Origin of the sequence: Massilia sp. UYP32 (assembly GCF_050434365.1) — a bacterium.
Classification (GTDB): Bacteria; Pseudomonadota; Gammaproteobacteria; order Burkholderiales; family Burkholderiaceae_D; genus Telluria; species Telluria timonae.
Genome location: NZ_JBNDIK010000021.1, coordinates 24,560 through 49,821, shown reverse-complemented (window position 1 = coordinate 49,821; position 25,262 = coordinate 24,560). Strand labels below are relative to the sequence as shown.

Annotated in this window: 23 protein-coding genes; 9 read left to right on the top strand and 14 right to left on the bottom strand. The window is 65.8% G+C overall.

Annotated features, from left to right (window positions below):
* Nucleotides 1-98: 98 nt before the first annotated feature.
* On the bottom strand, nucleotides 99-2,378 hold the full coding sequence (locus tag ABIB42_RS17265; RefSeq protein WP_005665012.1) for a carbohydrate binding family 9 domain-containing protein: 2,280 nt from the start codon (nucleotides 2,376-2,378) through the stop codon (nucleotides 99-101).
* A gap of 294 nt (nucleotides 2,379-2,672) precedes the next feature.
* Between ABIB42_RS17265 and ABIB42_RS17260 the strand changes: the two genes are divergently transcribed.
* Nucleotides 2,673-4,760: a putative bifunctional diguanylate cyclase/phosphodiesterase gene (locus tag ABIB42_RS17260; protein WP_429248696.1), complete on the top strand. Its 2,088-nt coding sequence runs from the start codon at nucleotides 2,673-2,675 to the stop codon at nucleotides 4,758-4,760.
* Nucleotides 4,761-4,806: 46 nt separating this feature from the next.
* Here the strand turns inward: ABIB42_RS17260 and ABIB42_RS17255 are convergent, their stop codons facing one another.
* The 11 genes from ABIB42_RS17255 to ABIB42_RS17205 form a co-directional block, all read right to left on the bottom strand.
* Nucleotides 4,807-5,490 (bottom strand): OmpW/AlkL family protein, encoded by a 684-nt coding sequence (locus ABIB42_RS17255; RefSeq protein WP_219861484.1) that lies wholly within the window; start codon nucleotides 5,488-5,490, stop codon nucleotides 4,807-4,809.
* Nucleotides 5,491-5,544: 54 nt separating this feature from the next.
* Nucleotides 5,545-6,906, bottom strand: coding sequence for an SGNH/GDSL hydrolase family protein (locus tag ABIB42_RS17250; protein ID WP_429248695.1), 1,362 nt, complete (start codon nucleotides 6,904-6,906; stop codon nucleotides 5,545-5,547).
* Nucleotides 6,907-7,165: 259 nt separating this feature from the next.
* Nucleotides 7,166-8,197: an L-threonylcarbamoyladenylate synthase gene (locus ABIB42_RS17245; RefSeq protein ID WP_071361264.1), complete on the bottom strand. Its 1,032-nt coding sequence runs from the start codon at nucleotides 8,195-8,197 to the stop codon at nucleotides 7,166-7,168.
* A gap of 1 nt (nucleotide 8,198) precedes the next feature.
* Complete coding sequence (locus ABIB42_RS17240; protein ID WP_273035919.1) at nucleotides 8,199-9,383, bottom strand: 5-(carboxyamino)imidazole ribonucleotide synthase; 1,185 nt, start codon at nucleotides 9,381-9,383, stop codon at nucleotides 8,199-8,201.
* A 5-nt stretch (nucleotides 9,384-9,388) separates the two neighbouring features.
* Entirely contained in the window at nucleotides 9,389-9,886 is a 498-nt protein-coding gene (purE, locus tag ABIB42_RS17235) for a 5-(carboxyamino)imidazole ribonucleotide mutase (RefSeq protein ID WP_005665001.1), read from the bottom strand.
* Nucleotides 9,887-9,890: 4 nt separating this feature from the next.
* Entirely contained in the window at nucleotides 9,891-10,787 is an 897-nt protein-coding gene (locus ABIB42_RS17230; RefSeq protein WP_005664999.1) for a phosphoribosylaminoimidazolesuccinocarboxamide synthase, read from the bottom strand.
* A 112-nt stretch (nucleotides 10,788-10,899) separates the two neighbouring features.
* A complete protein-coding gene (gene fba / locus ABIB42_RS17225) occupies nucleotides 10,900-11,964 on the bottom strand; it encodes a class II fructose-bisphosphate aldolase (protein WP_005664998.1) in 1,065 nt (354 codons plus the stop codon).
* A gap of 124 nt (nucleotides 11,965-12,088) precedes the next feature.
* On the bottom strand, nucleotides 12,089-13,537 hold the full coding sequence (gene pyk / locus ABIB42_RS17220; RefSeq protein ID WP_071361259.1) for a pyruvate kinase: 1,449 nt from the start codon (nucleotides 13,535-13,537) through the stop codon (nucleotides 12,089-12,091).
* A 59-nt stretch (nucleotides 13,538-13,596) separates the two neighbouring features.
* The gene (locus tag ABIB42_RS17215) at nucleotides 13,597-14,799 is read right to left on the bottom strand and encodes a phosphoglycerate kinase (RefSeq protein ID WP_184236643.1); all 1,203 of its coding nucleotides are present in this window, start codon (nucleotides 14,797-14,799) and stop codon (nucleotides 13,597-13,599) included.
* A 51-nt stretch (nucleotides 14,800-14,850) separates the two neighbouring features.
* A complete protein-coding gene (locus ABIB42_RS17210) occupies nucleotides 14,851-15,195 on the bottom strand; it encodes an AzlD domain-containing protein (protein WP_005664992.1) in 345 nt (114 codons plus the stop codon).
* Nucleotides 15,188-15,940, bottom strand: a complete 753-nt coding sequence (locus tag ABIB42_RS17205) for an AzlC family ABC transporter permease (RefSeq protein WP_273028292.1) — start codon at nucleotides 15,938-15,940, stop codon at nucleotides 15,188-15,190. Before ABIB42_RS17205 ends, ABIB42_RS17210 begins: the two co-directional genes overlap by 8 nt.
* Nucleotides 15,941-16,197: 257 nt before the next feature.
* Between ABIB42_RS17205 and ABIB42_RS17200 the strand changes: the two genes are divergently transcribed.
* The 3 genes from ABIB42_RS17200 to ABIB42_RS17190 all read left to right on the top strand — a co-directional run bounded on the left by ABIB42_RS17200 (nucleotide 16,198) and on the right by ABIB42_RS17190 (nucleotide 18,047).
* Nucleotides 16,198-16,392: a zinc-finger domain-containing protein gene (locus tag ABIB42_RS17200; protein ID WP_005664989.1), complete on the top strand. Its 195-nt coding sequence runs from the start codon at nucleotides 16,198-16,200 to the stop codon at nucleotides 16,390-16,392.
* Between the two features lie 83 nt (nucleotides 16,393-16,475).
* Nucleotides 16,476-17,459 carry a YheT family hydrolase gene (locus tag ABIB42_RS17195; RefSeq protein ID WP_273161492.1) on the top strand — a complete coding sequence of 328 codons (984 nt, stop codon included), beginning with the start codon at nucleotides 16,476-16,478 and terminating at the stop codon, nucleotides 17,457-17,459.
* Nucleotides 17,460-18,047: a DUF2946 family protein gene (locus tag ABIB42_RS17190; RefSeq protein ID WP_273161493.1), complete on the top strand. Its 588-nt coding sequence runs from the start codon at nucleotides 17,460-17,462 to the stop codon at nucleotides 18,045-18,047. It begins immediately after the preceding gene.
* Between the two features lies 1 nt (nucleotide 18,048).
* Here the strand turns inward: ABIB42_RS17190 and ABIB42_RS17185 are convergent, their stop codons facing one another.
* The gene (locus ABIB42_RS17185) at nucleotides 18,049-19,620 is read right to left on the bottom strand and encodes a beta-barrel assembly-enhancing protease (RefSeq protein WP_273161502.1); all 1,572 of its coding nucleotides are present in this window, start codon (nucleotides 19,618-19,620) and stop codon (nucleotides 18,049-18,051) included.
* 101 nt (nucleotides 19,621-19,721) lie between these two features.
* Here ABIB42_RS17185 and moaC point away from each other — a divergent pair, with 101 nt between their 5' ends.
* The 4 genes from moaC (at nucleotide 19,722) to ABIB42_RS17165 (ending at nucleotide 22,003) form a co-directional block, all read left to right on the top strand.
* The gene (moaC, locus tag ABIB42_RS17180) at nucleotides 19,722-20,228 is read left to right on the top strand and encodes a cyclic pyranopterin monophosphate synthase MoaC (protein WP_184236638.1); all 507 of its coding nucleotides are present in this window, start codon (nucleotides 19,722-19,724) and stop codon (nucleotides 20,226-20,228) included.
* A gap of 117 nt (nucleotides 20,229-20,345) precedes the next feature.
* On the top strand, nucleotides 20,346-20,681 hold the full coding sequence (locus ABIB42_RS17175; protein WP_005664979.1) for a hypothetical protein: 336 nt from the start codon (nucleotides 20,346-20,348) through the stop codon (nucleotides 20,679-20,681).
* A 33-nt stretch (nucleotides 20,682-20,714) separates the two neighbouring features.
* Complete coding sequence (locus ABIB42_RS17170) at nucleotides 20,715-21,110, top strand: VOC family protein (protein ID WP_005664977.1); 396 nt, start codon at nucleotides 20,715-20,717, stop codon at nucleotides 21,108-21,110.
* Nucleotides 21,111-21,292: 182 nt separating this feature from the next.
* Complete coding sequence (locus ABIB42_RS17165; RefSeq protein ID WP_273161494.1) at nucleotides 21,293-22,003, top strand: flagellar brake protein; 711 nt, start codon at nucleotides 21,293-21,295, stop codon at nucleotides 22,001-22,003.
* Here ABIB42_RS17165 and ABIB42_RS17160 read toward each other — a convergent pair.
* The gene (locus ABIB42_RS17160; RefSeq protein WP_273161495.1) at nucleotides 22,000-22,932 is read right to left on the bottom strand and encodes a MerR family transcriptional regulator; all 933 of its coding nucleotides are present in this window, start codon (nucleotides 22,930-22,932) and stop codon (nucleotides 22,000-22,002) included. The genes ABIB42_RS17165 and ABIB42_RS17160 overlap by 4 nt on opposite strands.
* Before the next feature lie 223 nt (nucleotides 22,933-23,155).
* Here ABIB42_RS17160 and ABIB42_RS17155 point away from each other — a divergent pair, with 223 nt between their 5' ends.
* Nucleotides 23,156-25,213, top strand: a complete 2,058-nt coding sequence (locus ABIB42_RS17155) for a prolyl oligopeptidase family serine peptidase (RefSeq protein ID WP_429248694.1) — start codon at nucleotides 23,156-23,158, stop codon at nucleotides 25,211-25,213.
* Nucleotides 25,214-25,262: the final 49 nt, after the last annotated feature.

Genomic DNA, 25,262 nt, shown 5'->3' with positions numbered 1-25,262 from the left:
TGCACTATGCCAGCCGGAACTGCGAAGCGCCTGGCGGTTCCGATGGAACGACGAGGCGCGGGGTCGAATGGCTGCGTAGCCCGATGAACGGTCGATGCTCAGACTTCCCACTGCAGCTTGAACGTCAGCGACCTGCTGCGCTCATCCACCAGCGGCAGCTTGTCGTCCACGATGCCGAGCGACACCGTCCTGCCCACCCGCCACTGGTAGCGATACAGCAGCGAACGATGGACCTGGCGGTCGTTCCACGCCTCGAGCTGGGTCACGCCGTCGTCGCGCCGCGCGGCCCAGGTGTTCTGGGCCAGCAGGCGCAGCGAATCGCGCGAGCTGAAATGCAGCATCGCCAGCCAGCGCCAGGCGGTGTCCGAGAACGCCGGCTGGCCCAGCGTGCCCTGCACCCAGGCCCGGTTCACGTGATGGTCCAGCTCCAGCGACCAGCCACGGCGCAAGGGAAAGCGCAGCCCCACGTCCAGGATCACGTTGCCGCCCGGCCCCACGCGGTCGGCGTCGACGTCGAGCTGGCGCCCCAGCGCGGCCTCCAGCGCGATCTTCGAGATCCATGGCGCCGGCGTGGTCTCGACGCCGAAGTTGACGACCCGGGTGTCGTGCAGGCGCCCGCCCGGCCCGGCGCGCTGGCGGTCGAAGCCCAGTTCGACCCACAGGCCGGTCTGCAGCGGCGCCGCCATCCACACGCCGGGACGGAGCTTCCTCTCGACGGTCTCGCCGCCGCGCTGGCCGGTCGTGGAGTCGGCCAGGGTGCGCATCTCGTGCACGATCAGATAGGTCTCGAACTCGTACAGCTCGAGCGAGCCGAGGGACTGCGGGCCCAGGATCCGGTTCATCGAGCCCGTGATGCGGGCGATGCCGGCCTGCGGCACGAAGCCGTTGTCGTTGACGAAGCCGGGCGCGATCGCTTCCACCTCGGCCTCGTGCCACCAGCGCGCCGTCTTGTGCAGGTACTTGCCCCACAGGTAGCCGCCGGAGCGCTGGTCCACCTGCGCCGGCAAGTCATCTTCCGTGAAGCCGGCCGTGGTGCGCGAGGCCATCGCCACCCCGGACAGCTGGTGCTGCACGCCGCCGTCGGTCTCGCCGCGCCATTGCGCGTCGACGCCCAGCACCTCGTTGCTGCCGAAGCGGTGGTAGTCGCGCTGCGAGACGAAGGCGCCCAGCAGCAGGCCTTCCTGGTGCCAGCGCGCACGCGCCAGGCTGGCCATCGTGCGCCGGGTCTGCGCGTATTCCAGCGTTTCATAAGGACGCCCGCGCAGCACCAGGCCGCCCGGCTCGTCGCGCAGGCTCATCGCGGTGGCGTCCATGTGCGCGCCGCGCCAGGTCGCGCGCAGGCCATATTCGGGATCGTTCACGGTGCGTGAATAAAAGGCCGGCAGTGGCAGGCCCAGCACGTCGGCGCTCTCCAGGAAGAAGCCGCGCTTCTCGGGCAGGCTGAGCGCCACGTTGCTGGCGCCCTGCGACAACGGCTCGTCGATCTCGACCTGGGAAAAATCGGGATTGATGGTGGCGTTGAACACCCAGTCGGCGCGCGGCCGGGCATTGATCTCCAGGCCCAGCTCGGCCTGCTGGCCGCGCAAGCGCTGGCCCGGTGTCGCCGCGCGTTCGCTGCGCACGGTCAGCTCGGGCCGCAGCTCGACGAAGCCGCGGTCGCGTACCGTTTCGACGGTGGCGTCCATACCCGCGATCTCCTGCAGGAAGCTCAGGTGGCTCAGTGCGTCGATCCGGAACGGCGCGCTCACCAGCAACGCGCCGTCGGCGTGCGGGACGCTGCGCTCGACCATCATGCGCCAGTTGCGTCCATCCGCATACGGGAAACGCAGGTTCGACAGCGGCCAGCGCACTTCCATACTGTAGCCGTCGGGCAGGATCCTGACGGCAGTCTCGACCGGGAAATCCGGCCCCAGGTCGGATTCGTCGTCGTCGGCGCGGTGCATGCCGTCGCTGACCACGCCCAGGGTATTGATGCGCACGAACTGGGCCGAGCGGCCATGCCCGGCCGGGTCGATCCAGATGCCGATGAAGTCCTGGTCGGGGGCGACCTTGTCGCGCCGCGCCAGCTGGCCGCGGCGCAGCTCGGGCGCCGGATCCCAGGCGCGGATGCCGAATACCAGCGCGCCATCGTCGACCAGCAGCTGCACCGTGGTGCGCAAGCCCGCCGGAACAGGCTGCCCGTCGCGCGGCACATGTTTGTGGAAATCGTCGTATCGCGGCGCGCGCTGCCAGGCCGCCTCGTCGAGCACGCCGTCGATGGCCGGCGCCTCGGGCGCGGCGATACGCAGCGCGCGCAAGCCGTCGTGGTCGGCGGAAGCATGCGCGATGCCGGCAGCAAGGAGGACGGGGAGCAGGACAAGAAATCGGCGCAGGATCACGTAAGGGAATCGCTCGGGATGGGGCCGGGCAGTCTAGCATGCGGGTTGTTAAAAAGAAAATGCAACCGACAGTCCATGCACCTTGGGTTGCGAGTGTGAAAGTGATTATTAGCCATGTCACATTCCGTGGTATGGCGTTCTCATTTGACAATCTTTAGCGCTATCGGCCTCGCGTCCACTCTGTGCGCGTGGATATTTACGCTACCATCAAATGCGCGATGCATGACGATCGTTTCGGTCTCTACTTCTTGAGCGTGAGAACAGATGAGTGCGCAGATGAGTACGACGCAGCCCATGCTTGATCCTTCCCTGCCCGAGCAGGCGGGCGCCCTGTCGCTCGACCTGCTGCTGAGTAACTTGCCGGGCGCGGTGTATCGCTGTCATAACGACCCTGACTGGACCATCGAATTCATCAGCGAAGGCGTCGAAAAGCTGACCGGCTACTCGCCGGCCGCCTTCACCGCGCGGCCCGGCCTGCCGTTCGGCTCCATCATCCTTCCCGAAGACCGCGTCCTGGTCGATGGTGCGATTGCCCTCGCGCTGGCCCAGGGCCGCGCCTACCAGGTGACCTACCGGATCCGCACCGCGAGCGGCGACGTGCGCTGGATCTGCGAACAGGGCTCGCTCAACCTGACAGGCGGCCCGCCCGGCATGCTGGAAGGGTTTCTCTCCGACTTCACGCGCCTGAAGAAGGCCGACCTCAAGATGCAGGAGCAGGCCTCGTTCCTGCAACGGGCGCGCGACGCCATCATCGCGATGGACATGCATTCCGTGATCACCTACTGGAACCATGGCGCCGAGCGCCTGTATGGCTGGAGCGCCCGGGAAGCGCTGGGCAAGCGCTTCTGCGACCTGTTGTGCGACAAGCCCGCGCTCTACGAGGCCGCCTTCAGGCAGACGCTCGAGTCAGGCGAGTGGGCGGGCGAGCTGGCCCATATCCGGCGCGACGGCTCGACGATCGACACCGATACCAGCTGGACCTTGCTGGGCCCGGACCAGGCCCTGGACGCCTGCCAGAAGATCCTGGTGATCGGCACCGACATCAGCGAGCGCAAGAGCAACGAAGCCAGGATCTTCCACCTGGCCTTCTTCGACCACCTGACCGACCTGCCCAACCGCGCCAACCTGCTCGACCACCTGCGCCGCGCCCTGCTCACCAGCACCCGCACGCGCAAGTGGGGAGCGCTGATGTTCTGCGACCTCGACAACTTCAAATTCCTCAACGACAGCCAGGGCCACGCGGCCGGCGACCAGCTGCTGCAGGCGGTGGCGCGCCGTCTCGAGCACTGCGTGCGCGAGGCCGACATGGTGGCGCGCCTGGGCGGCGACGAGTTCGTGGTGCTGATCCAGCCGGTGGAAGACGCGCGCGAACTGGCCGCGAACCAGGCCGAAATCGTCGCCGCCAAGGTCGTGGCGGCCCTGGCCGCGCCGTTCCAGCTGGGCGAGCTGAGTTACTCGGTGTCGGTCAGCATCGGCGTGGTCACGCTGTGCGGCGTCCATGACACGGTGGAGTCGACCCTGCGCCAGGCCGACGCCGCGATGTACCAGGCCAAGGCCGCGGGCCGCAACACCTTCCGCTTCCACGATCCGGCGGCGCAGGCCGCCTGGTCGGCGCGCGCCGAGCTCGAAGGCAGCCTGCGGCGCGCGCTGCAGCACGACGAGTTCGTGCTGCACTACCAGCCCCAGCTCGACCGCTCGGGCCGGGTGCTCGGGGCCGAGGCGCTGCTGCGCTGGCGCCTGCCCAATGGCCGGGTGCTCTATCCGGGCGAGTTCATCCGCGCCGCCGAGGAAAGCGGGATCATCGTCGAGATCGGCAAATGGGTGCTGCGCACCGCCTGCGCCGAGCTGGCGCGCTGGCAGCGCGCGCCCGAGACGGCCGGCCTGACCTTGTCGGTCAACGTCAGCGCGCGCCAGTTCAACCAGCCGGATTTCGTGCCCATGCTGCAGGGGATCTTCGAGCACAGCGGGGTGCAGCCCTCGAGCCTGAAACTGGAGCTGACCGAAAGCCTGGTCATCACCGACTTCACCCAGACCGCGCACACCATGGCCACGCTCAAGCGGCGCGGCCTGAGCTTTTCGCTGGACGACTTCGGCACCGGATATTCATCGCTGGCCACCCTGCGCAAGCTGCCGCTCGACCAGCTCAAGATCGACCACTCCTTCATGCGCGACGTGCTGACCGACCAGAACGACGCCTCGATCGTGCGCTCTATCATCGCGCTGGGCGACAGCCTGGGATTGCAGGTGATTGCCGAAGGGGTCGAGACGCCGGGGCAGCGCCAGTTCCTGGCCGATGCCGGCTGCCATCTCTACCAAGGGTTTCTTTACCAGAGCGCGCTCAGCGCCGAGCATTTCACGCAGTACGCGCGCTGCGTGCATTAAAAAAGCCCGCACGCGGCGGGCTTCGGTCACGGGGCGAACGCCGCGTTCAGAACTTGTAGCCCACCGCCAGCACGATCGCCACCGGATCCAGCTTCATGAACTGGGTCTGGCCGGTCGAGAAGTGCACGTCGGTGCGCAGGCGGGTCTTGATGACCGTGGCGTCGGCGAACCAGCGCTCGTCGAAGTTCATCGCCACGCCGACTTGCGCGCTATAGGTCAGCTTGTTGTCGATCTTGAAGGTGGTCGGCACGTCGCTGCCTGGATTGGTGATCGCGGTCATCTTGGCCGAGCCGCGTTCCTTCATGAAATAGGCGTAGGTCGGGCCGACGCCGATGAAGGGACGGAAGGTCGAGGTCGGCGCGCCGAAGCGGTATTGCACGAAAGCGGTCGGCGGCAGCGCCTCGACCTCGCCCAGCTTGCCGGTGCCGGCGATTGCGCCGGCGCCGTAGATGCTGTGCTTGTACGGCGTGCCGAGCGCGCCTTCGACCGAGATATTGTCGGTCAGGCTGTAGGTGAGGATCAGCACCGGCTGCATGTCGTTGCCGACGTCGGCCTTGGTGCCCGGCAGCGCCGGCGCGCTGATGTCGCCGCTCTCGACCTTCGGCATCAAGCGGTTGAAACCGACCTTGGCCGTGATCTGGCCGGCCGATTGCGCGTATGCGCCGGACGCGAATGCCAGCCCGGCAGCCACACCCAGCACCTTGATCATGCTGTTGAAACGAACTTTCATGCTATCTCCTGATATGTGTGTGAGGACCCGTCACCTGGACGGGCCCGCCGCTGCTTACAGCCAGCCCTTGATGGCCATGTCCTTGAAGACATAGCGGGCGATGAGGTCGTTCTCGAACGGGGTCGGGTGGATCCCGTCGGCGAACATGTAGCGGCTCACATCACCGGCGACCGTGTTGTTCGCGGTGCAGATCAGCGAGGTCGTGCCCAGCGCGTTTTCGGCGCAGGCCGGGGCGCTGGTGTTGGTCAGGCCGTATGGACCGGGGTTCTTCACCTGGTCGTTGCTGACGGTGTACAGGTCGGTGTACAGCACGCGCGCGTCGTCGGCGCCCAGGCCGGCTTTCAGCTGGGTGTTGAAGGCGTTGACCATGGCGGTCACCAGTTGCTGAATCGCCACAGGACGCGACTTGGCGGTCGGGGTGCTGGCAACGTCCGGCAGGTTGGCGACGATGACGTACTTGGCGCCCTTGGCCAGCAGTTCGTTCTTGACCAGGCCCGCCATCTGCGCGCCGGCGGTGCCGAGCGCGGTGACCATGGCGGTCGCGTTGGCGCTGGCGTAGGCGCCGGCCGCGGTGTTGCCGGCGGCGGTGCCGTCGGCCTGGGCGGCGGCCACGATCGGACCATAGACGGCCGGCTGGGCGACGGCCTGGTTACCCGGCTGCATTGCGGCGGCGCGGACGGCTGCCTGCACCACGGTCTGGTCGGTCTTGCCTGGACGTGCGTTCTCGGTGGCGATCGCCGCGCCGATGGCTTGCGCCGCGGCTTGCGGGCTGGTCGCGCCGGCCGCGAGGCGGGTGGCCAGGGCGGTGGCGAAGGCTTGCGCGCCGGCGGCGGTGCCGGCATTGGTCACGGCGGCCAGCTGCATCAGCACGTCATTGCCGCCCGACAGCACGGTCACCAGTTCGGTGCCGCTGAACTTGTTGCCGGTCTTGGACAGGTGGTTCGCGATCTGGGTGACCATCGGGGTGGTCATTTCGCCGATCGGCGAGCCGGTCGCGGCATTGCCCGGACCGATCGGATTGATCACGCGCGAACCGCCCTGCGCGTAGTTGAAGCAATTCGGGTGGTTCACGATCGGCACGTTGAAGCCGAGCGAGGCGTCGCCCTGCAGGCCGGTCTGGGCGGCGCACGGGGCCGGCAGCTTGAGCTGGGCGGCCATGAAGTCGAGCCAGATCTTGCCGTTCAGGTCGACATTCTTGGCGCTGCTGTCGCCATTGATGGTGAACTTGCCGCCGCCGGCCGCCGCCACGGCGCCGACACGGTAGGTGCCCACGTCCGACAGGCTGTCGCCGAACGACACCATATTGGTGAAAGTGAGCTTGGTGGTCTGGTCGCCGCCGGCAGGGCTGGTGCCGCCGCCGCATGCGGTCAGGAGCGCGGCCGTCAGAACGGCCAGCGCGAATTTGGTATGACGCATTGTGTCTCCTGGATAGAAATTATTGTGAAACGAACGCCCGTGCTATTCGCATCATGAACACTATGCCAGCGTTCAAACCGCTTGTATAGCAAATTCCATTGCGCGTAGGCATTTGGCTACCACACCTATTAAAAGAGATGGGGTCGCTTGCGGGATCGGATTATAACCAGCGTTTTCTATGCAGAAAGAGACGAATTTGTAACGGACGAGAACGAAATGCGGGGCGTTTGCGCCCCGTCATTTGCTTCATTGATATAAATTAAACTTTCGCCTGCGCGTTGAGCAGGCCGTGCACAATGCCCGTCGAACCGTGCGCCGCGCGGCGCAGGCGGTCGTTCACACCCAGCCAGTCGCCACCCTGCGGCGGCGCTTCGACCAGGATCACGTCGGCGCCCTGCCCGTCCATCGCGCGCAGCGCGGCGTACAGCGCGTAGGCGAAGCCGTCGGGCGCCGCCGGCAGGCGCAGTGCGGCGTGGGTCGCCGGCATGTCGCTCATGTGGATCAGGGCCACCTTGCGGCCGGCGCCATGCAGCGCGGCCAGGCTATCGAGCAGGGTCGCGTGCTCCTGCATCGCCACCGGCGTGTGCGGCGCGTAATGCGATTCAAGCGTGCCCGAGGCGCGCGGCGCGGCAGCGTCCGGCGCGGCCGGCAGCTGGTCGATCACGGCGGCGATCGCCTCCGCGCTGATCTGGCCGGGACGCAGCAGCACGGGGCCGTGCGACTCCAGGCGCGACAGGTCGACGATGGTCGATTCGATGCCGACCTGCGAGGGGCCGCCGTCGAGCACCATCGCCACGCTGCCGTCCGCCCCGAATTCATCGCGCACATGCTCGGCCAGGGTCGGACTCACATGACCGAACTTGTTGGCCGACGGCGCCGCGACGCCGCCCTTTCCTCCCTTGAAGGCGCGCAGCAGCGCCAGCGCCACCGGGTGCGCCGGACAGCGCAGGCCGACCGTGTCCTGGCCGCCGCTGACGGCGTCCGGGATGTTCGGGGCGCGCTTGAGGATCATGGTCAGCGGGCCGGGCCAGAAGGCATCGGCCAGCGCATGCGCCTGCGGCGGGATGTCGCAGGCCCAGTAGTCGAGCGGCGCGTCGGGCGCCAGGTGCACGATCACCGGATGGTCTTGCGGGCGGCCCTTGGCGGCGTAGATGGCGGCCACCGCCGCCGGGTTCTCGGCGTCGGCGCCCAGGCCGTACACGGTCTCGGTCGGGAAGGCGACCAGCTGGCCGGCCTCCAGCGCGCGGGCGGCGGCGTCGATCGCCGCCGGGTCGAACTGCTGCGTGTCCATCTTACGGCTCGATTCCCAGGATGGCGCAGGCGGCGCGCAGATTGCCCTGCGCCGCGGCGAGCGTCGGCGCCACGAAGGTCACATGGCCCATCTTGCGGCCGCGGCGCGGGTCGTTCTTGCCGTACAGGTGCAGGTTGGCGCCAGGCAGCGCCAGCACCCGGTCCCAGGCAGGTTCGCGCGCATCGTCGCTCTCGCCTTCGAACCATGCATCGCCCAGGATGTTGAGCATGACGGCGGGCGAATGCTGGCGCACGTCGCCCAGCGGCAGGCGCGCCATCGCACGGACCTGCTGCGCGAACTGGCTGGTGATGCAGGCGTCTAACGTGTAGTGCCCGCTGTTGTGCGGACGCGGCGCCATCTCGTTGACGACCAGGGCGCCGTCCTCCAGCACGAAGAACTCGATGCACAGCACGCCCACGTAACCCAGCTGGGCGACGATGGCGCGCGCCGCGTCCTGGGCCTGCTGCGCGCAGGCCGCGGACACGTTCGGTCCCGGCACGGTGGTGGTGAACAGAATGCCGTCGCGGTGCACGTTCTCGGCGATCGGGTACACGACGGACTCGCCGTCGTGGCCGCGCGCGGTCAGCACCGACACCTCGTAGGCCAGCGGCAGCATTTTTTCGAGCAGGCAGGTCACGCCGCCCATGCTGTCGAAAGCGGCGCGCACGTCCTCGCGCGAGCGCACGCGGACCTGGCCCTTGCCGTCGTAGCCCATGCGCACGGTCTTGAGGATGCCCGGCAGCAGGTCGTCGCCAATGGCGTCGATGTCGGCATGCGAGGCGATGGTCTTGTGCGGGGCCGGCATCACCTTCGAGGCCGGCGCGCAGTCGACGAAGAACTTCTTTTCGAGGATGCGGTCTTGCGCGATCTGGACGCAGGCACTTGCGGGTGCGACGAAGCTGTCGGCGGCCAGCAGCGCCAGGCTGTCGGCCGGGACGTTCTCGAATTCGGTGGTGACGGCCGAGCACAAGGCCGCCAGCTCGCTCAGCGCGCCGCCATTGGTGTAGCCGCCTTCGATGGTGCGATCGGCCACCTGGCCGGCCGGGCAATCGGCGCTCGGCTCGAGCACGGCGACCTTGTAGCCCATCTCCTGGGCGGCGTGGGCGAACATGCGGCCGAGCTGGCCGCCGCCCATCACGCCGAGCCAGGTCGACGGATCGGCGGAGGGAAGAAACGGATTATTCATCGCACTTACACAGGAAGAGTCATGGCCTGGGCGGCGGCGGTCTGGTCGCGGCGGAACTGCTCGAGCTTGTCGGCCAATGCGTCGTCGCCCGCGGCGATGATCGCCACCGCGGTCAAGGCCGCATTGGCGGCGCCGGCTTCGCCGATGGCGAAGGTCGACACCGGCACGCCCTTCGGCATCTGCACGATCGACAGCAGCGAATCCTCGCCGCGCAGGTATTTCGACGGCACCGGCACGCCCAGCACCGGCACGATGGTCTTGGCGGCCACCATGCCCGGCAGGTGGGCCGCGCCGCCGGCGCCTGCGATGATGGCGCGCAGGCCGCGCGCGCGCGCCTGTTCGGCGTAGGTGAACATCTCGTCCGGCATGCGGTGGGCCGAGATCACCTGGGCTTCGAACGGCACGCCGAACTGCTTCAGGATGGCCACGGCATTCTGCATCACGTCCCAGTCCGAGGACGAGCCCATGATCACACCCACCAGAGGTTTTGCTTGTTCGGTCATCCTGTTACGCCTTCAGCTTCTCGCCGGTCAGGCGTTCGATGGCTTCGAAATACTTGGCCTGGGTTTTTTCGATGACGTCCGCCGGCAGCGCGGGCGCCGGTGCGGTCTTGCCCCAGTCGGTCAGGGTTTCCAGGTAGTCGCGCACGAACTGCTTGTCGAACGACGGCGGCGACATGCCCGGCGCGTACGAGTCGGCCGGCCAGAAGCGCGACGAGTCGGCGGTCAGGACTTCGTCCATCAGGTGCATCACGCCGTTTTCATCGAGGCCGAATTCGAACTTGGTGTCGGCGATGATGATGCCGCGGGTAGCGGCGTATTCGGCGGCGGCGGTGTACAGCTTGATGCTGACTTCGCGCATCTTCGCGGCCAGCTCGGCGCCGATGCGCTGTTCCATCTCGGCGAACGAGATGTTCTCGTCGTGCTCGCCGAGTTCGGCCTTGGCGGCCGGGGTGAACAGCGGTTCCGGCAGCTTGTCGGCCTGGCGCAGGCCGGCCGGCAGCTGGATGCCGCAGATCGCGCCACTTTGCTGATAGTCCTTCCAGCCCGAGCCGATGATGTAGCCGCGCACGACGGCTTCGACCATGATCGGCTTGAGGCGCTTGGCCACGACGGCGCGGCCGCGCACTTGCTCCACCTCGTTCTCGGCGACCACGCTTTCCGGCGCCACGCCGGTCAGGTGGTTCGGCACGATGTGGCCGAGCTTCTCGAACCAGAAATCGCTCATCTGGTTCAGCACCATGCCCTTGCCCGGGATCGGCTCGTTCATGACCACGTCGAAGGCCGACAGGCGGTCGGTGGTGACGATCAGGATCTTGTCGTCGCCGACGGCGTAGTTATCGCGCACCTTGCCGTGACCGAGCAGTGGCAGGGACTGGATGGAGGATTGGTAGAGGCTGTTCATAGATGGCTATCAGGAAAGCGGAAACCGGCGACAAAGGCCGCCGGTTGAGAAAGTCAGGCCGTATAGGCCTGTGCAATGCGATATTTTACGTCAAAAAAGCCGGCTTTCCGACTTATTGGACGATCTGGGCCAGTTCGCCGGCCTTGTAACGCTCGGCCATCTTCTCCAGCGGGATCGGCTTGATCTTGCTTGCCTGGCCTTCGCAGCCAAACGCCAGGAAGCGCGCCTTGCACACTTCCATCGCCGCTTCGCGCGCCGGCTTCAGGTAGTCGCGCGGGTCGAACTTCGACGGATTCTGGAACATGTATTTGCGGATCGCGGCCGTCATCGCCAGGCGGATGTCGGTGTCGATATTGATCTTGCGGACGCCGTGCTTGATGCCCTCTTGAATCTCTTCGACCGGCACGCCGTAGGTTTCCTTCATGTCGCCGCCGAATTCGCGGATGATGGCCAGCAGTTCCTGCGGCACCGACGACGAGCCGTGCATCACCAGGTGCGTGTTCGGGATGCGGGCGTGGATTTCCTTGATGCGGTCGATCGCCAGGATGTCGCCGGTCGGCTTGCGCGTGAATTTATAGGCGCCGTGCGAGGTGCCGATGGCGATCGCCAGTGCGTCGCACTGGGTGCGCTTGACGAAGTCGGCCGCCTGGTCGACGTCGGTCAGCAGCTGTTCGCGGGTCATGGTGCCGTCCGCGCCGTGGCCGTCTTCCTTGTCGCCCTTCATGGTTTCCAGCGAGCCCAGCACGCCCAGCTCGGCTTCGACGGTCACGCCGATCGAGTGCGCGAACTTGACCACTTCTTTCGACACTTCGACGTTGTACTCATAGCTGGCGACGCTCTTGCCGTCGGCCTCGAGCGAACCGTCCATCATCACCGACGAGAAGCCCGAACGGATCGCGGCCATGCAGACGGCCGGCGACTGCCCGTGGTCCTGGTGCATGACGACCGGGATGTGCGGGTAGGCTTCGACGGCGGCGTCGATCAGGTGACGCAGGAAGGCTTCGCCCGCGTACTTGCGTGCGCCGGCCGAGGCTTGCATGATGACCGGGCTGTTGGCAGCGTCGGCGGCGGCCATGATGGCCTGCACCTGCTCCAGGTTGTTGACGTTGAATGCCGGCAGGCCGTAGCCGTTTTCGGCGGCGTGGTCCAGCAATTGACGCAATGATACGAGTGCCATGGTTGTACTCCAAAACAATAAAGAAACTTGTTCGGGAATCCCGAATGCCGAGCGCGGCGCCGTCCGTCCTGGACAGCGCCGGGCAAATGCCGCTACTGCGCCTCAGGCTACTCGTTGATTCCCTTTAATCAAACTCGCCAACGCGCACGATCTTGAGCGCATTGGTGCCACCGGCCTGCCCCATCGGCGAGCCCCAGGTGACGACGATCAGGTCGCCCTTGCGTACGAACCCTTCTTTCATCAAGAGTTCCTCGGCCTTGCGCAGCACCGCGTGGCTGCCGCCTTCCTGCGGCAGATTGAATGCTCGCACGTTGCGGTACAGCGACGCCTTGCGCTGCGTCGCCTGCAGCGGGGTCAGGGCGAAGATTGGGGTGTCGATGCTGTGACGGCTCATCCACAGCGCGGTCGAGCCCGACTCGGTCAGCGCCACGATCGCCTTCACGGCCAGGTGGTGGGCGGTGAACAGCGTGCCATAGGCAATGGTCTGGTCGATGCGGGTGAACTGCTTGTTCAGGAAGTCGACGTCGATCTTGTTGTATTCGGACTGCTCGGCTTCGACGCAGATCGCGGCCATCATCTCGACGGTCTCGATCGGGTACTTGCCCGATGCGGTCTCGGCCGAGGTCATGACGGCGTCGGTGCCGTCCAGCACGGCGTTGGCCACGTCCGACACTTCGGCGCGGGTCGGCACGGCGTTGACGATCATCGACTCCATCATCTGGGTCGCGGTAATCGCCAGCTTGTTCGAGTCGCGCGCCATGCGGATCATGCGCTTCTGCAGCGCCGGCACGGCGGCGTTGCCGACTTCGACCGCCAGGTCGCCGCGGGCGACCATGATGCCGTCCGACGCGTCCAGGATCTCTTGCAGCAGCGGAATCGCTTCGGCGCGCTCGATCTTGGCGATCATCATCGGCTTGTGGCCGTACGGCTCGCCGGCGATGTTCGCCAGCTGGCGCGCCATTTCCATATCGGTCGCGCTCTTCGGGAACGAGATGGCGAGGTAGTCGGCCTGGAAGGTCATCGCGGTCTTGATGTCTTCCATGTCCTTCGAGGTCAGCGCCGGCGCGGTCAGGCCGCCGCCCTGGCGGTTGATGCCTTTGTTGTTCGACAGTTCACCGCCAACCTTGACCGTGGTATAGATCTCGTGGCCCACGACACGGTCGACGATCAGGACGATCAGGCCGTCGTTCAGCAGCAGCTTGTCGCCCGGCTTGACGTCGCGCGGCAGCGCCTTGTAGTCCAGGCCGACGCGCTCCTGATTGCCCAGCTCGCCGTTATCGCCCCACTTGGCATCCAGGATGAAGCGGTCACCATTGTTCAAGAAGATCTTACCTTCTTCAAACTTACCGACGCGGATCTTCGGACCCTGCATATCGGCCATGATCGCCACTTCGCGGCCGCACTCCTCGGCGGCGCGCCGGATCAGCGCAGCACGATCGATATGGTCCTGCGCCTTCCCGTGCGAGAAGTTCAGGCGCACGACGTCGACGCCGGCGCGGATCATTTTGACGAGAATATCGAAGTCGGTCGAAGCAGGGCCGATGGTTGCGACGATCTTGGTGCCACGGTACATGGATTGTCCTTGTATAAAAACAAAGCGCAGACTGGCTGCGCTAGGGTCTCAGGCTAGTTCTAGTGGACGCTGCGTTGCAGCAGGATGTCGACCGCTGGCAGGGTTTTTCCTTCCAAGAATTCCAGGAAAGCGCCGCCGCCGGTCGAAATGTAGCCGATCTGGTCGGCGATCTTGTATTTTGCAATCGCGGCCAGGGTGTCGCCGCCGCCGGCGATCGAGAAGCCCTGGGACTGGGCGATGGCCAGCGCCAGGGTCCTGGTGCCCTCGGCGAACTGGTCGAATTCGAAGACGCCGACCGGACCGTTCCAGACGATGGTGCCGGCCTTGGCGACCTGCCCGGCCAGCATGGCGGCGGTTTTCGGGCCGATGTCGAGGATCATGTCGTCGTCCGCCACATCGGCGACGTCCTTGACCGTGGCGGCCGCGGTCGGTGCGAACTCTTTCGCGCACACGACGTCGACGGGAATCGGCACCTGCGCGCCGCGCGCGGACATTTTCTCGATGATGGCCTTGGCTTCATCGACCAGGTCGTTCTCGACCAGCGACTTGCCGATGTTCAGGCCGACGGCCTTCATGAAGGTATTGGCGATGCCGCCGCCGACGACCAGGTTGTCGACCTTGTCGGCCAGGCTCTGCAGGATGGTCAGCTTGCTGGATACCTTCGAGCCGGCGACGATCGCCAGCAGCGGACGCTGCGGCTGGCCCAGGGCCTTGCCCAGGGCATCCAGTTCGGCGGCCAGCAGCGGGCCGGCGGCCACGATCGGCGCGAACTTGGCGATGCCGTGGGTGGTCGCTTCGGCGCGGTGGGCGGTGCCGAAGGCATCGTTCACATACACGTCGCACAGCTTGGCCATTTTCTGCGCCAGTTCGTCGCTGTTTTTCTTCTCGCCCTTGTTGACGCGGCAGTTCTCTAGCAGCACGACCGAGCCCGGCGCGACGTCGACGCCATCGACCCAATCCTGTTTCAGTTCGACGGGCTGGCCCAGCAGCTCGGACAGGCGCGTGGCGACCGGCGCCAGGCTGTCTTCCGGCTTGAATTCACCTTCAGTCGGACGGCCCAGGTGGGACGTCACCATCACCGCCGCGCCGGCCTTGACGGCGGCCTGGATCGCCGGCACCGAAGCGCGGATACGCGTGTCTTCAGTGATATTGCCAGCGTCATCTTGAGGGACGTTCAGGTCAGCGCGGATAAAGACGCGCTTGCCTTGCAGCGCTTGTTGATCGATCAGGTCTTGCAGGCGGGTGAAACGGAGAGCGTCCATTTGGTCGGCGTGGCAATAGTGAAAAAACGTCATTGTACATTAGCAGGCCTGCTAGCCGGCGGGGCCGAAAACGTGCAGTACACGCAACAGTGTAAATACAAGCATGCCGAATAAAATCGTTAGCAACATGTTACGGCGCCACATATAAAAGACGAAGGCGGCGAGGCCGGCCAGCAGTTTCGGGTTCGCCAGCGTGAGCTGCACGTCGCCTTGCGTATCGATCAGGAAGTCGGGCCCGATGATGGCCGCCAGCGCGCAGGCCGGGGCATAGCGCAGCATTTCCTGCACCCGCGGCGGGATCGTCACGCGGTGGCCGATCATCCAGAACGAACTGCGGGTGGCGGCGGTGGCCACGCACAGCACACCGATCACGACCCAGATTTCCCAATCAGCCACGGCGCACCTTCGCTTTCGCAAACGTTTCTTCGATCACCATCGCGGTGACCATTCCCACCAGTACCGCCAGCAGCAGCCCCAGCTTGTACGGCAAGTCGTAGGCCAGCACCGAGATCGCCCCCGCCACCAGCACGCCGCACAGGGCAGCGTTATTGATCATCAGCGGCACCATGATGCACAGGATGGCCAGGGTGCCGGCAAAGCCGAGGCCCCATTCGGCCGGCACCGCGCTGCCGAGGAAGATGCCGATGATGGAGCCGATCTGCCAGGCGAACCAGTTCGGATACATCAGCCCCTTCAGGTAGGACAGCTTGCCCACCACCGGCGCCAGGGTCGGATAGCGCTGCAGGAAGAGCGCGACGGTCAGGTCGCCCGAGATATAACCAAGATAAAAGCGTTGCTTCCATGGCAGGTGGGCGAAATGTGGCCCCAGCAGCGCCGAAAAGATCACGAAGCGCAGGTTGACCACCAGGGCGGTGGCGAAAATGACCCAGATCGGGGCCTGGGCGGCGATCAGCGGCAGCGAGGCCAGTTGGGCGGAGCCGGCGAACACCAATAAGGTCATGCCCAGCGACTGCGGCACCGACAGGCCGCTCTTGACCATGGCGATGCCGACCACCAGGCCCCAGGCGGCGATGCCGAACAGGGTCGGCAGGCCGGTCTTGAAACCTTCGTTCCAGGCGTCGCGGTTCGGCGCGTCGCCGATGGAGGCGGGAAGCTGGCCCGGATCGTCGGCCGCGCTCATGCAACAGACCGCAGCGCGTTCAGCACAGACATATCTGTGGCATTCTTGCAACGGCGGACGGGGATGTCGGCGAAGGCGGAAGGCTTGAAACGGTCGGGCATGAAACGCATGTATGGATGTGGCATGGTTGGACGCTCAATATAACAGGCGTCGATCATGCTCTTTATGCTGAACGCATTATTTTACGGTCATTTCGACAATAGAGCGAATCCGTTAAAATCCAGTCTTTGCCCAACTTGCCTGACGGAGAGAAACAGATGAATCAAAAGACGATGCCTGTGGTGGAGCTCACGGCCAAGGACCTGCCGGCCTATTGCCCCAACCCGGCAATGCCGCTGTGGTCCTCGCACCCGCGCGTCTTCCTCGACTTCGACCACCACGGCGAGGCCAAGTGCCCCTACTGCGGCACCCAGTACCGCCTGGCGCCGGGCACCGTGCTCAAGCACCACTGATTTTCTTTCCATGCGGCACGCGCGTCGTTACCTCCACTGGAGGTAACGACTTCCCGCGAAGGCGGGAACCCAAGTTCTTCCTAATGCACTACCCCGCTCCTTCGTGGCTGCCCGGCGGCCACCTGCAAACGATCTATCCGGCGACCTGCATCGCCAAGCCGCCGGTCGCCTACCGCCGCGAACGCTGGCACAGCGCGGACGGCGACTTCGTCGACCTCGACTTCGTGGACGGCCGGCCCGGCCAGCCGCTGGTGGTGCTGTTCCATGGCCTGGAAGGCAGTTCGAACAGCCATTACGCGCGCGGCCTGATGGCGGCGCTGGCGGCGCGCGGCTGGTCGGGCGTGGTGCCGCATTTTCGCGGCTGCTCCGGCGAAGCCAACCTGGCGCCGCGCTTCTATCACTCGGGCGACGCGAGCGAAGTCGACTGGATCGTGCGCAAGCTGCGTGCCTCCCACCAAGGCGCGCTGTATGCGGCCGGCGTCTCGCTGGGCGGCAATGCGCTGCTGCGCTGGCTGGGCGAATCGGGCCATGGCGCCGAGATCGTCGATGCGGCCTGCGCCGTGTCGGCCCCGCTCGACCTGGCGCGCGGGGGCGAAGCGCTGTCGTCCGGCTTCAATATGCTGTACACCCGGATGTTCCTGCAGACCCTCAAGCCGAAGTGCCTGGCCAAGCTGGAGCAATTTCCCGGCCTGTTCGACCGCGCCGCCCTGCTCGCCGCGCGCGACCTGTATGCCTTCGACAATGTCGTCACGGCGCCGCTGCACGGCTACCGCGACACCGACGACTACTGGCACCGCGCCAGCGCCCGCCACGTGCTGCACGACATCACGGTGCCGACCCTGGTGCTCAATGCCCGCAACGACCCCTTCTTGCCGGGCATTCACCTGCCGACGTCGGCGTCGAACGCGGTGACGCTCGAGTATCCGGCGCAGGGTGGACACGTCGGCTTTGCCGTCGGCCCGTTCCCGGGTCGGATCGACTGGCTGCCGCGGCGTATCCTGCACCACTTTGACGCCGTCAATGGCACGCGCGCGCTGGCGCCGGCCGAACCATGCGATGCTGCCTGAATGGACGATATCGTAAAACAGGCAATGGCCAAGTGGCCGAACGTGCCCCACTGCTACGGCTGGCTCGCGCTCGACGCGCGCGGCGGCTGGCGCATGCGCGACGAAGCGGCCCAGCGCGCCAACGCGGCGGGCGACCGCTTGAACAATCCAGCGCTGGTGGGTTTCATCAACCGCAATTACCTGCACGACGAGCGCGGCAACTGGTATTTCCAGAACGGGCCGCAGCGCGTGTACGTGAACCTGGAGGCCACGCCCTTCATCGCGCGCACCGATCCGCAGCAAGGGCTGGTGCTGCAGACCGGACAGGCGCTGGCCGATCTCGAGCGGGTCTGTCTGAGCGATGCCGGCGCGCTGGTGTTCGTGGCGGGCGAGACGGTGGCGCAGCTGGACGACCGCGACGTGGCCCAGGTGCTGGGCCTGCTCGAGCTCGACGGCGCCGCGGCCTCGGACGAGGCGGTGATGGCGTGGCTGGAAGATGGCAATGGCCGCCTGGTGCTGCCGTGGAACGGCAGGCCGCACGAGGTCGAGCGGATGGCAACTGACGACATCGCGTCCAGGTTCGGCTTCAACCAGACGCCGATGCCTTAAATCACTCCTCTTCGGCCTCTTCCTTCGCTTTCTTCTGTTTCTCCTGCAGCTCGCGCACGCGCGCATCGATGACCGCCTGGTCGTAGAACGACGCATCGCTGGCCTTGCGCGCCAGTTCGAGCTGGGCCATCGCCGCCGGCACGGCGCCGGCCAGCACGTACGATTCCGCCAGCGCCATGTGCTGCAGCGCGATCTTGCCCTGCTTGGCATAGGTCCTGGCCAGCATGTCGTGCAGCTTGCGTTCCTCCCGATACTGCTGGGCCTGGTCGCGCAGGAACAGCGCCGCCTCATCGAAACGGTCGGTCGCGATCAGGGCCTGCGCGTACTGGTGCGCGAGCGAGCGCGACAGCGGGAAGCGCTGGCGCGCCGCATCGGCGTCCTTGACCGCCTCTTCCAGCACGGACCTCGGCTGGCCCGGCGCCATCTTGATCTCCAGCGCCAGCCCGGCGAACATGGTCGCGCCATCGCCCACGTTCGACGGCGCCACCGACAGCACCCCTTCGCGCGGCTTCATGGTCTCGAGCGCCTTGTCGAGCCAGCGCTGCGCGCCGGCCAGGTCGTTCTCCTTGAGCGCCAGATAGGCCAGGCCGTACTGGGCTCCGGCCTGCCACTGGCGGTGGGGCTGCTCCCTGAGCTGGGTCTCGAAGGCGGTGCGCGTGTCGCGCCGGCCCTGCTCGCTTCCGTCCTGCAGCACACGGGTGCGCGCGCGCACCAGATGAAAATCGAGGCTGTCGATGCGCTGCTTCTTGGGAATCTCGCGGATGCGCGCCTGCATGTCGGTGATCCGATCCTGGGTCAGCGGGTGGCTGCTCAGGCTGGCCAGGCCGGGAGGCAGGTCGCCATACAGCCTGGAGGCGGCCTGCAGGCGCCGGAAGAAAGCGACGATGCCGGTGGTATCGTAGCCGCCCGCCTCCATGATCTGGAAGCCGACGCGGTCGGCCTCGCGCTCGGCGTCGCGGCTGAAGTTCAGCTGGCGCTGGACGGCCAGGCCCTGGCCTCCCATCAGCACGCCCATGGCCGCATCCGAGCTGGCCCGGGCCGCCAGCGCCGCCAGGATCATCGACGCCAGCGGCAGCAGGACGTCCTGGCGCTGCTGGCCCAGCCGGCGCGCGATATGGCGCTGGGTGACGTGGCCGATCTCGTGCGCCATCACGCCGGCCAGTTCCGATTCGGTCTGGGCCGCGATGATCAGGCCCGAGTGGGCGCCGATGAAGCCGCCCGGCATCGCGAACGCATTCAGGGCCGGATCGCGCACGGCGAAGAAGTGAAAGTCGGCATTGGTCTCGCCGCGCGCGCCGGGCACGGCGGCGACCAGTCCATTGCCGAAATTGTTCAGGTATTCGGAGATCGGCTCGTCGTCGAGGTAATCGCGATCGCGCCGGACGTCGCGCATGAATTCCTCGCCCAGCTTGCGCTCGACGACGGGCGACAGATCGCCGCGCGCGGTGTCGCCGAGCGTGGGCAGGCGGGTCGAATCGGGCCGCCTGAACACGTCGGACTGCGCTGCAACGGGGAAGGCGGTCGCCATGCACAAGGCCATGACGGACAGGGAGGAGCGCCAGCGGCGCGCCATTGCTGGACGGACGACGGATTTCACGGTGCTATCATACCTGCATCCGCGCACATCTTGCTGCTCAGCGAACCATTTTGTAACCCGACCGTATTAACCGAGTAATGACGAATCCGATCCCGACCGCAGACCATTTGACCCACTTCGACGCCACCGGCCAGGCCCATATGGTCGACGTCGGCGCGAAACAGGACACGCACCGCACCGCGGTGGCGGCCGGGACCATCCGCATGAAGCCGGAGACGCTGGCCCTGATCACGTCGGGCAACGCCAAGAAGGGCGACGTGATCGGCATCGCGCGCATCGCGGCGATCATGGCGTCCAAGCGCACCAGCGACCTGGTGCCGCTGTGCCATCCGCTGCCGATCACGCGCGTGACGGTGGATTTCGAGATCGACGAGGCGGCCAACAGCGTGCATTGCCGGGCGCAGGTGGAAACCATCGGCAAGACCGGGGTCGAGATGGAAGCACTCACTGCGGTGCAGGTGGGCCTGCTGACCGTGTACGACATGTGCAAGGCGGTCGATCGGGGGATGGTGATGACCAATGTGCGGGTGATGGAGAAGCACGGGGGCAAGAGCGGGGACTGGACCGCCGATATCGACGCCTGACCGGTTCGACAACTTGCCCAATGCTGTAGACAACGTCCATACTCGGCCTATACTGATGGGCGACGCCCAAAGCGTCTTTCCCCACTCCAACCTGCTATCTGCCCGAGAGGATGTGTCATGACGACCGCATACCCGCAGTTCACCGCAGCGACCGCCCAGCTGAACGCCCTGCCCTATCAAGATGCATTCCTGAAGATCGCCAATGTCTACGCGGATTCGACCCGCGCCAGCCTGGAGCAGCTCTGGATCAGCTCGTCCAAGATCATCATGGAAGAGACGATGAAGGCCTTCATCGCCGCTTCGCAGTCGTGCGCCGAAGCCTTGACCAGGAATGCCGTGTCGGTCCAGCAGCAGTCATTCGGCCGGCTCATCAGCGCCAACCAGAAGGCGGTCGAGATCATGGGGCAGAGCTTTGCCGACGCCATGGCGTCCGGCTGGAAACCCGCGCGCTGAGCACCGCGCTCCATCACTCGATAGGAGTCGACGATGGCAAGCAGCATCACTCCATTCCTGATGTTCGAAGGTTCGGCCGAGGAAGCGATGCGTTTCTATGTCTCGCTGTTCGCCCGCTCCGAAGTCAAGCAGATCGAGCACTACAAGAGCGGCGAAATGGGCCCCGAAGGGACCGTCAAGCGGGCCGATTTCTCCCTCGCCGGCCAGCCCGTGATCTGCATCGACAGTCCGGCCAAGCACGCGTTTACCTTCACACCATCCATGTCGCTGTTCGTGGAGTGCCAGGACGAGGCCGAGTTCGACACCGCCTTCGCCCGGCTGGCGGACGGCGGCAAGCTGCTGATGCCGCCGGATAATTATGGGTTCAGCCGCAAGTTCGGCTGGCTGAGCGACCGCTTTGGCGTTTCATGGCAGCTCAACCTGACCTGACTTGAGGGGGCTCGTTTTTCTTCTCAGGTCATCGGAGCCGGCAGGCGAATACGGCCGCCATTGACTTATTGCTACCAGCTGTCGGAAGCAAGCAGTGACATTAAGATACATTCCAGAGGTAAAGCTGCTGCTATCATGCCGGCTTTTCTCTGCGGCAATGGCCGCCCGCTTGTTTTACCGATATGAACAGCGCCCAAGCCCATGAGCTGAAGCCCCAGGAATACGAATTCGAAACGCTGAACATGCAGGTCGGCGTCCGCCTGCAGCTCATCACGCACCGGCGGCTCAAGCCGGTCGCGCATTTTTCCAGCCTCATCGGCTACGTCAGGGACGAGTACCTGATCCTCAAGATCCCCTTCGAGGACGGGGTGCCGATCGGACTGACCGAAGGCGAGCGCGTGACGATCCGGGTGTTTTCCGGCGTGAACGTGTGTTCGTTCGCCTCCACGGTCGAGCGCGTTTTCAGCCGTCCCCTGTTCTACGTCCATCTTTCATTCCCGACCTCGATCCAGGGCACCAGCCTGCGCGGCGCGATGCGGGTGCGCGCCGACCTGCCGGTGCGGGTGGCCGGCATGAAGTTCGCGGCGCCGATGGATTGCCAGCTGGCGAACGTGTCGGTGACGGGCGCCCGCATCGATTCGTCGCAGCCCTTGCCGCCCGATGAAGACATCGTGGATCTGCGGTTCGCGCTGATGGTCCCGCCCGACAACCGGGAAACCCAGGTGCGCACCCGGGCCAGCATCCGGAACCTGGCGGTCGGCAAGCCGGCGGACGGCCAGGCCGAGATGTACAGCTATGGCGTGCAGTTCATCGATCTCGATCCGGTCCACTACACGCTGCTGCAGAACATGACTTACGAGGCGCTGCTGGCCGACCGCGGCAAGATCGTCTAGGCCCAGCCTTTCGGCAACGGCAATCCTTCCTCGATCGCCAGCCTTTCCATCGCTGCCTCCAGCACCACCCGCGCGCGGCCCGAGGCCAGCGCCAGCTCGGCGTGCAGCGCCGCGTCTTCAGGATTACGCGATGCGCAATGCTGGCTGTAGCGCTCAAAGCTGCCGACCATCATCAGCAATTCGGTCAAGTGACGCGGGCATTCGCAGGTCAGGCGGTTGCCGGCGGCCGCAATATTGGCCAGGTCTTCGTCGGCGAAACGCGGTGGGGCGACGGCGGCGGCAACCGGCTCCTGCAGCGGCGGGCGGTGGCCGGTCAGGGCCGAATGGCATAGCAGGGCCAGTTCATTCAGATCGGCGGGAATACGCGCGACCAGGCAGCCTTGCGCACGCAGGGTGCGGATAGTGGCGCTCGAGCAGAAGCGGTACAGCACGACGACCGCCCCGACGCCGGCCGCATCGCGCGCGGCGGCGATGGCCGGCAGCGCCCGTTCGTCGAGTTCGGATTGTTCGATCACCAGCACGTCGGCGCCTGCATCATCCTGCAATATGTCCGCCGCCTGCGCGAGGTCGGCGCAATGGCCGCGCACGTCCAGCCCCAGGGCGCCCTGCCCCATGGCGGCCACGCGCCGCGCCAGCATGGCGCCGACCAGCAGCACCCGCACCGGCGCCGCCGCCACGGCCCTGGCCTGGCCGTCCAGGCCCAGCATCGATTGCAGCTGGTCGCGGTTGAGACCGGCGAGCACGCCGATCGAATGCCCCTGGTCGACCAGCTGCTTGAGCAGGCCAAGGCGCGTCACCTGTTCGGCCGAGTACAGGCGCTGGCCGCGCTCGGAGCGCTGGGCATCCGACAGGCTGTAGCGGCGCTCCCATACGCGCAGGGTTTCCACCGGCAGACCAGCCAGCCGGGCGGCGGCGCCGGTGCGGTACATGATCCTTTCTTGTCCCGTTTTAAGAAAATCCGTCATTACACGTCCCGAAGTTGAACCATATTTTTGAAACCGCATGGTGTCATAGAATCGAAAAAGATGCATTTCTAGTACTCAACAGTGTCTGGGCCGGCTTCCAGTAGCGCTTCACATGCCTGTAATGCAACGTGGTAAATTGCCAGCTTGCATGCGGCACCCTGCCGCGGCACTGATCGACGAGGATGGAATGACATTTCGCTTGCTGACGATGGCGGCGGCCCTGCTGGCCGCCACCACCGCAACGGCCGCGCCGCGCGGCTTTACCGTGGAAGACCTGGTCAATATGGAACGGGTAGGCAGCCCGGCCGTGTCGCCGGACGCCACGCGCGTGATCTATACCGTGCGCAGCACGGATATGGAAAAGAACCGCGGCAATACCCAACTGTGGATGGTCGACCTGCGCGCCGCCAAGCCTGCGCCGCAGCGCCTGACCCAGCATGCGTCCAGCAGCAGCGACCCGGAATGGTCGCCTTCGGGCGACGCCGTCTATTTCCTGTCGGCGCGCTCGGGTTCGTCGCAGGTATGGCGCCAGCCGGTCGCCGGCGGCGAGGCGGTGCAGGTGACGAACCTGCCGCTGGACGTCGACAACTTCCGCCTCGCGCCAGGCGGCGACCGCCTGGCGTTCAGCCTGGCCGTATTCCGCGACTGCGCCGACCTGGCCTGCACCAGATCGCGCCTGGATGCCAAGGAGAAGGACAAGGCCACCGGCAAGGTCTATGACCGCCTGTTCGTGCGTCACTGGGATACCTGGAACGACCACCGCAACGCCGTGCTGTTCTCGGCGCCGCTGGGTGCGGACGGCAAGATCGGCGGCGAACCGGTCAGCCTGTCCGGCTCGCTCGACGGCGACGTGCCGTCGAAGCCGTTCGGCGACCGCGAAGAGTACCGCTTCAGCCCGGATGGCAAGACCATCGTTTTCTCGGCGCGCATCGCCGGCAAGACCGAAGCCTGGTCGACCAACTTCGACCTGTACAGCGTGCCGGCCGCGGGCGGCGCGGCGCCGCGCAACCTGACCCAGGAGAATCCGGCCTGGGATACCAAGGGCACCTTCTCGCCGGATGGCCGCACCCTGGCCTATCTCGCGATGGCGCGTCCCGGCTTCGAGGCCGACCGCTACCAGGTCATGCTGATGGACGTGGCCACCGGCCAGAAGCGCAAGCTGGCGGCCGACTGGGACCGCTCGGCCGGCAACCTGGTGTGGCGTGCGGACGGCAAGGCGCTGATTGTCGATGCCGAAGACATCGGCCAGCACCGCCTGTTCTCGATCGACGTCGCCAGCGACAAGGTGACGCCGCTGACCGACAAGGGCGCGGTCGGCGCGTATGACCTGCGGCGCGACACGCTGGTGTACACCCACGCCAACCTGCAATCGGGCGCGCAGCTGTTTTCGATGAAGCTGGGCGGCAAGCCGAAACAGCTGACCGATGTGAACACGGAACGTTTGAAGGACGTGCGCTTTGGCGAGTCCGAGCAGTTCTCGTTCGCCGGCGCCAATGGCGAGACCGTGTACGGCTACGTGATGAAGCCGTGGAATGCGCAGCCGGGCCAGAAGTATCCGGTCGCCTTCATCGTCCATGGCGGCCCGCAGGGCAGCTTCGGCAACAGCTGGAGCTATCGCTGGAATCCGCAGGTATATGCGGGCGCGGGGTATGCGGCCGTGTTCATCGACTTCCACGGCTCGACCGGCTACGGCCAGAAGTTCACCGATTCGATCAGCAACGACTGGGGCGGCAAGCCGCTGGTCGACCTGCAGAAGGGCTATGACGCGGCGGTGCAGAAATTCGCGTGGCTCGACCGTTCACGCGACTGCGCGCTGGGGGCGTCGTACGGGGGCTACATGATGAACTGGATCGCGGGTAACTGGTCGGATGAGTTCAAGTGCATCGTGAATCACGACGGCGTGTTCGACACGCGCGGCATGGCGTACTCGACCGAGGAACAGTGGTTTACCGACTGGGAGAGCGGCGGGCCTTACTTCAAGGTGCCGGAGAATCATGAGCGCTTCAATCCGGTTCATCACGTGAACAAGTGGAAGACGCCGATGCTGGTGATCCAGGGTGATCTGGACTTCCGCATTCCTACTGCACAGGCGCTGGGAACCTTTACCGCGCTGCAGCGCATGGGGGTGGAGAGCAAGCTGCTGGTGTTCCCGGATGAGAATCATTGGGTGCTCAAGCCGGCGAATTCTGTGCAGTGGCATCACACTGTGGTGGGGTGGTTGGATCAGTACCTGAAGCAAAAGTAATCGCCGGATAGCAAAAAGCCGCCAAAAGGCGGCCTTTTGTTACAGGCTA

Coding starts and splice junctions, on each gene's coding strand:
- ABIB42_RS17260 (WP_429248696.1), top strand. CDS start 2,673: ATGCTTGATCCTTCCCTGCCCGAGCAGGCGGGCGCCCTGTCGCTCGAC.
- ABIB42_RS17255 (WP_219861484.1), bottom strand. CDS start 5,490: ATGAAAGTTCGTTTCAACAGCATGATCAAGGTGCTGGGTGTGGCTGCC.
- ABIB42_RS17250 (WP_429248695.1), bottom strand. CDS start 6,906: ATGCGTCATACCAAATTCGCGCTGGCCGTTCTGACGGCCGCGCTCCTG.
- ABIB42_RS17245 (WP_071361264.1), bottom strand. CDS start 8,197: ATGGACACGCAGCAGTTCGACCCGGCGGCGATCGACGCCGCCGCCCGC.
- ABIB42_RS17240 (WP_273035919.1), bottom strand. CDS start 9,383: ATGAATAATCCGTTTCTTCCCTCCGCCGATCCGTCGACCTGGCTCGGC.
- purE (WP_005665001.1), bottom strand. CDS start 9,886: ATGACCGAACAAGCAAAACCTCTGGTGGGTGTGATCATGGGCTCGTCC.
- ABIB42_RS17230 (WP_005664999.1), bottom strand. CDS start 10,787: ATGAACAGCCTCTACCAATCCTCCATCCAGTCCCTGCCACTGCTCGGT.
- fba (WP_005664998.1), bottom strand. CDS start 11,964: ATGGCACTCGTATCATTGCGTCAATTGCTGGACCACGCCGCCGAAAAC.
- pyk (WP_071361259.1), bottom strand. CDS start 13,537: ATGTACCGTGGCACCAAGATCGTCGCAACCATCGGCCCTGCTTCGACC.
- ABIB42_RS17215 (WP_184236643.1), bottom strand. CDS start 14,799: ATGGACGCTCTCCGTTTCACCCGCCTGCAAGACCTGATCGATCAACAA.
- ABIB42_RS17205 (WP_273028292.1), bottom strand. CDS start 15,940: ATGAGCGCGGCCGACGATCCGGGCCAGCTTCCCGCCTCCATCGGCGAC.
- ABIB42_RS17200 (WP_005664989.1), top strand. CDS start 16,198: ATGAATCAAAAGACGATGCCTGTGGTGGAGCTCACGGCCAAGGACCTG.
- ABIB42_RS17195 (WP_273161492.1), top strand. CDS start 16,476: ATGCACTACCCCGCTCCTTCGTGGCTGCCCGGCGGCCACCTGCAAACG.
- ABIB42_RS17190 (WP_273161493.1), top strand. CDS start 17,460: ATGGACGATATCGTAAAACAGGCAATGGCCAAGTGGCCGAACGTGCCC.
- ABIB42_RS17185 (WP_273161502.1), bottom strand. CDS start 19,620: ATGGCGCGCCGCTGGCGCTCCTCCCTGTCCGTCATGGCCTTGTGCATG.
- moaC (WP_184236638.1), top strand. CDS start 19,722: ATGACGAATCCGATCCCGACCGCAGACCATTTGACCCACTTCGACGCC.
- ABIB42_RS17175 (WP_005664979.1), top strand. CDS start 20,346: ATGACGACCGCATACCCGCAGTTCACCGCAGCGACCGCCCAGCTGAAC.
- ABIB42_RS17170 (WP_005664977.1), top strand. CDS start 20,715: ATGGCAAGCAGCATCACTCCATTCCTGATGTTCGAAGGTTCGGCCGAG.
- ABIB42_RS17165 (WP_273161494.1), top strand. CDS start 21,293: ATGAACAGCGCCCAAGCCCATGAGCTGAAGCCCCAGGAATACGAATTC.
- ABIB42_RS17160 (WP_273161495.1), bottom strand. CDS start 22,932: ATGTACCGCACCGGCGCCGCCGCCCGGCTGGCTGGTCTGCCGGTGGAA.
- ABIB42_RS17155 (WP_429248694.1), top strand. CDS start 23,156: ATGACATTTCGCTTGCTGACGATGGCGGCGGCCCTGCTGGCCGCCACC.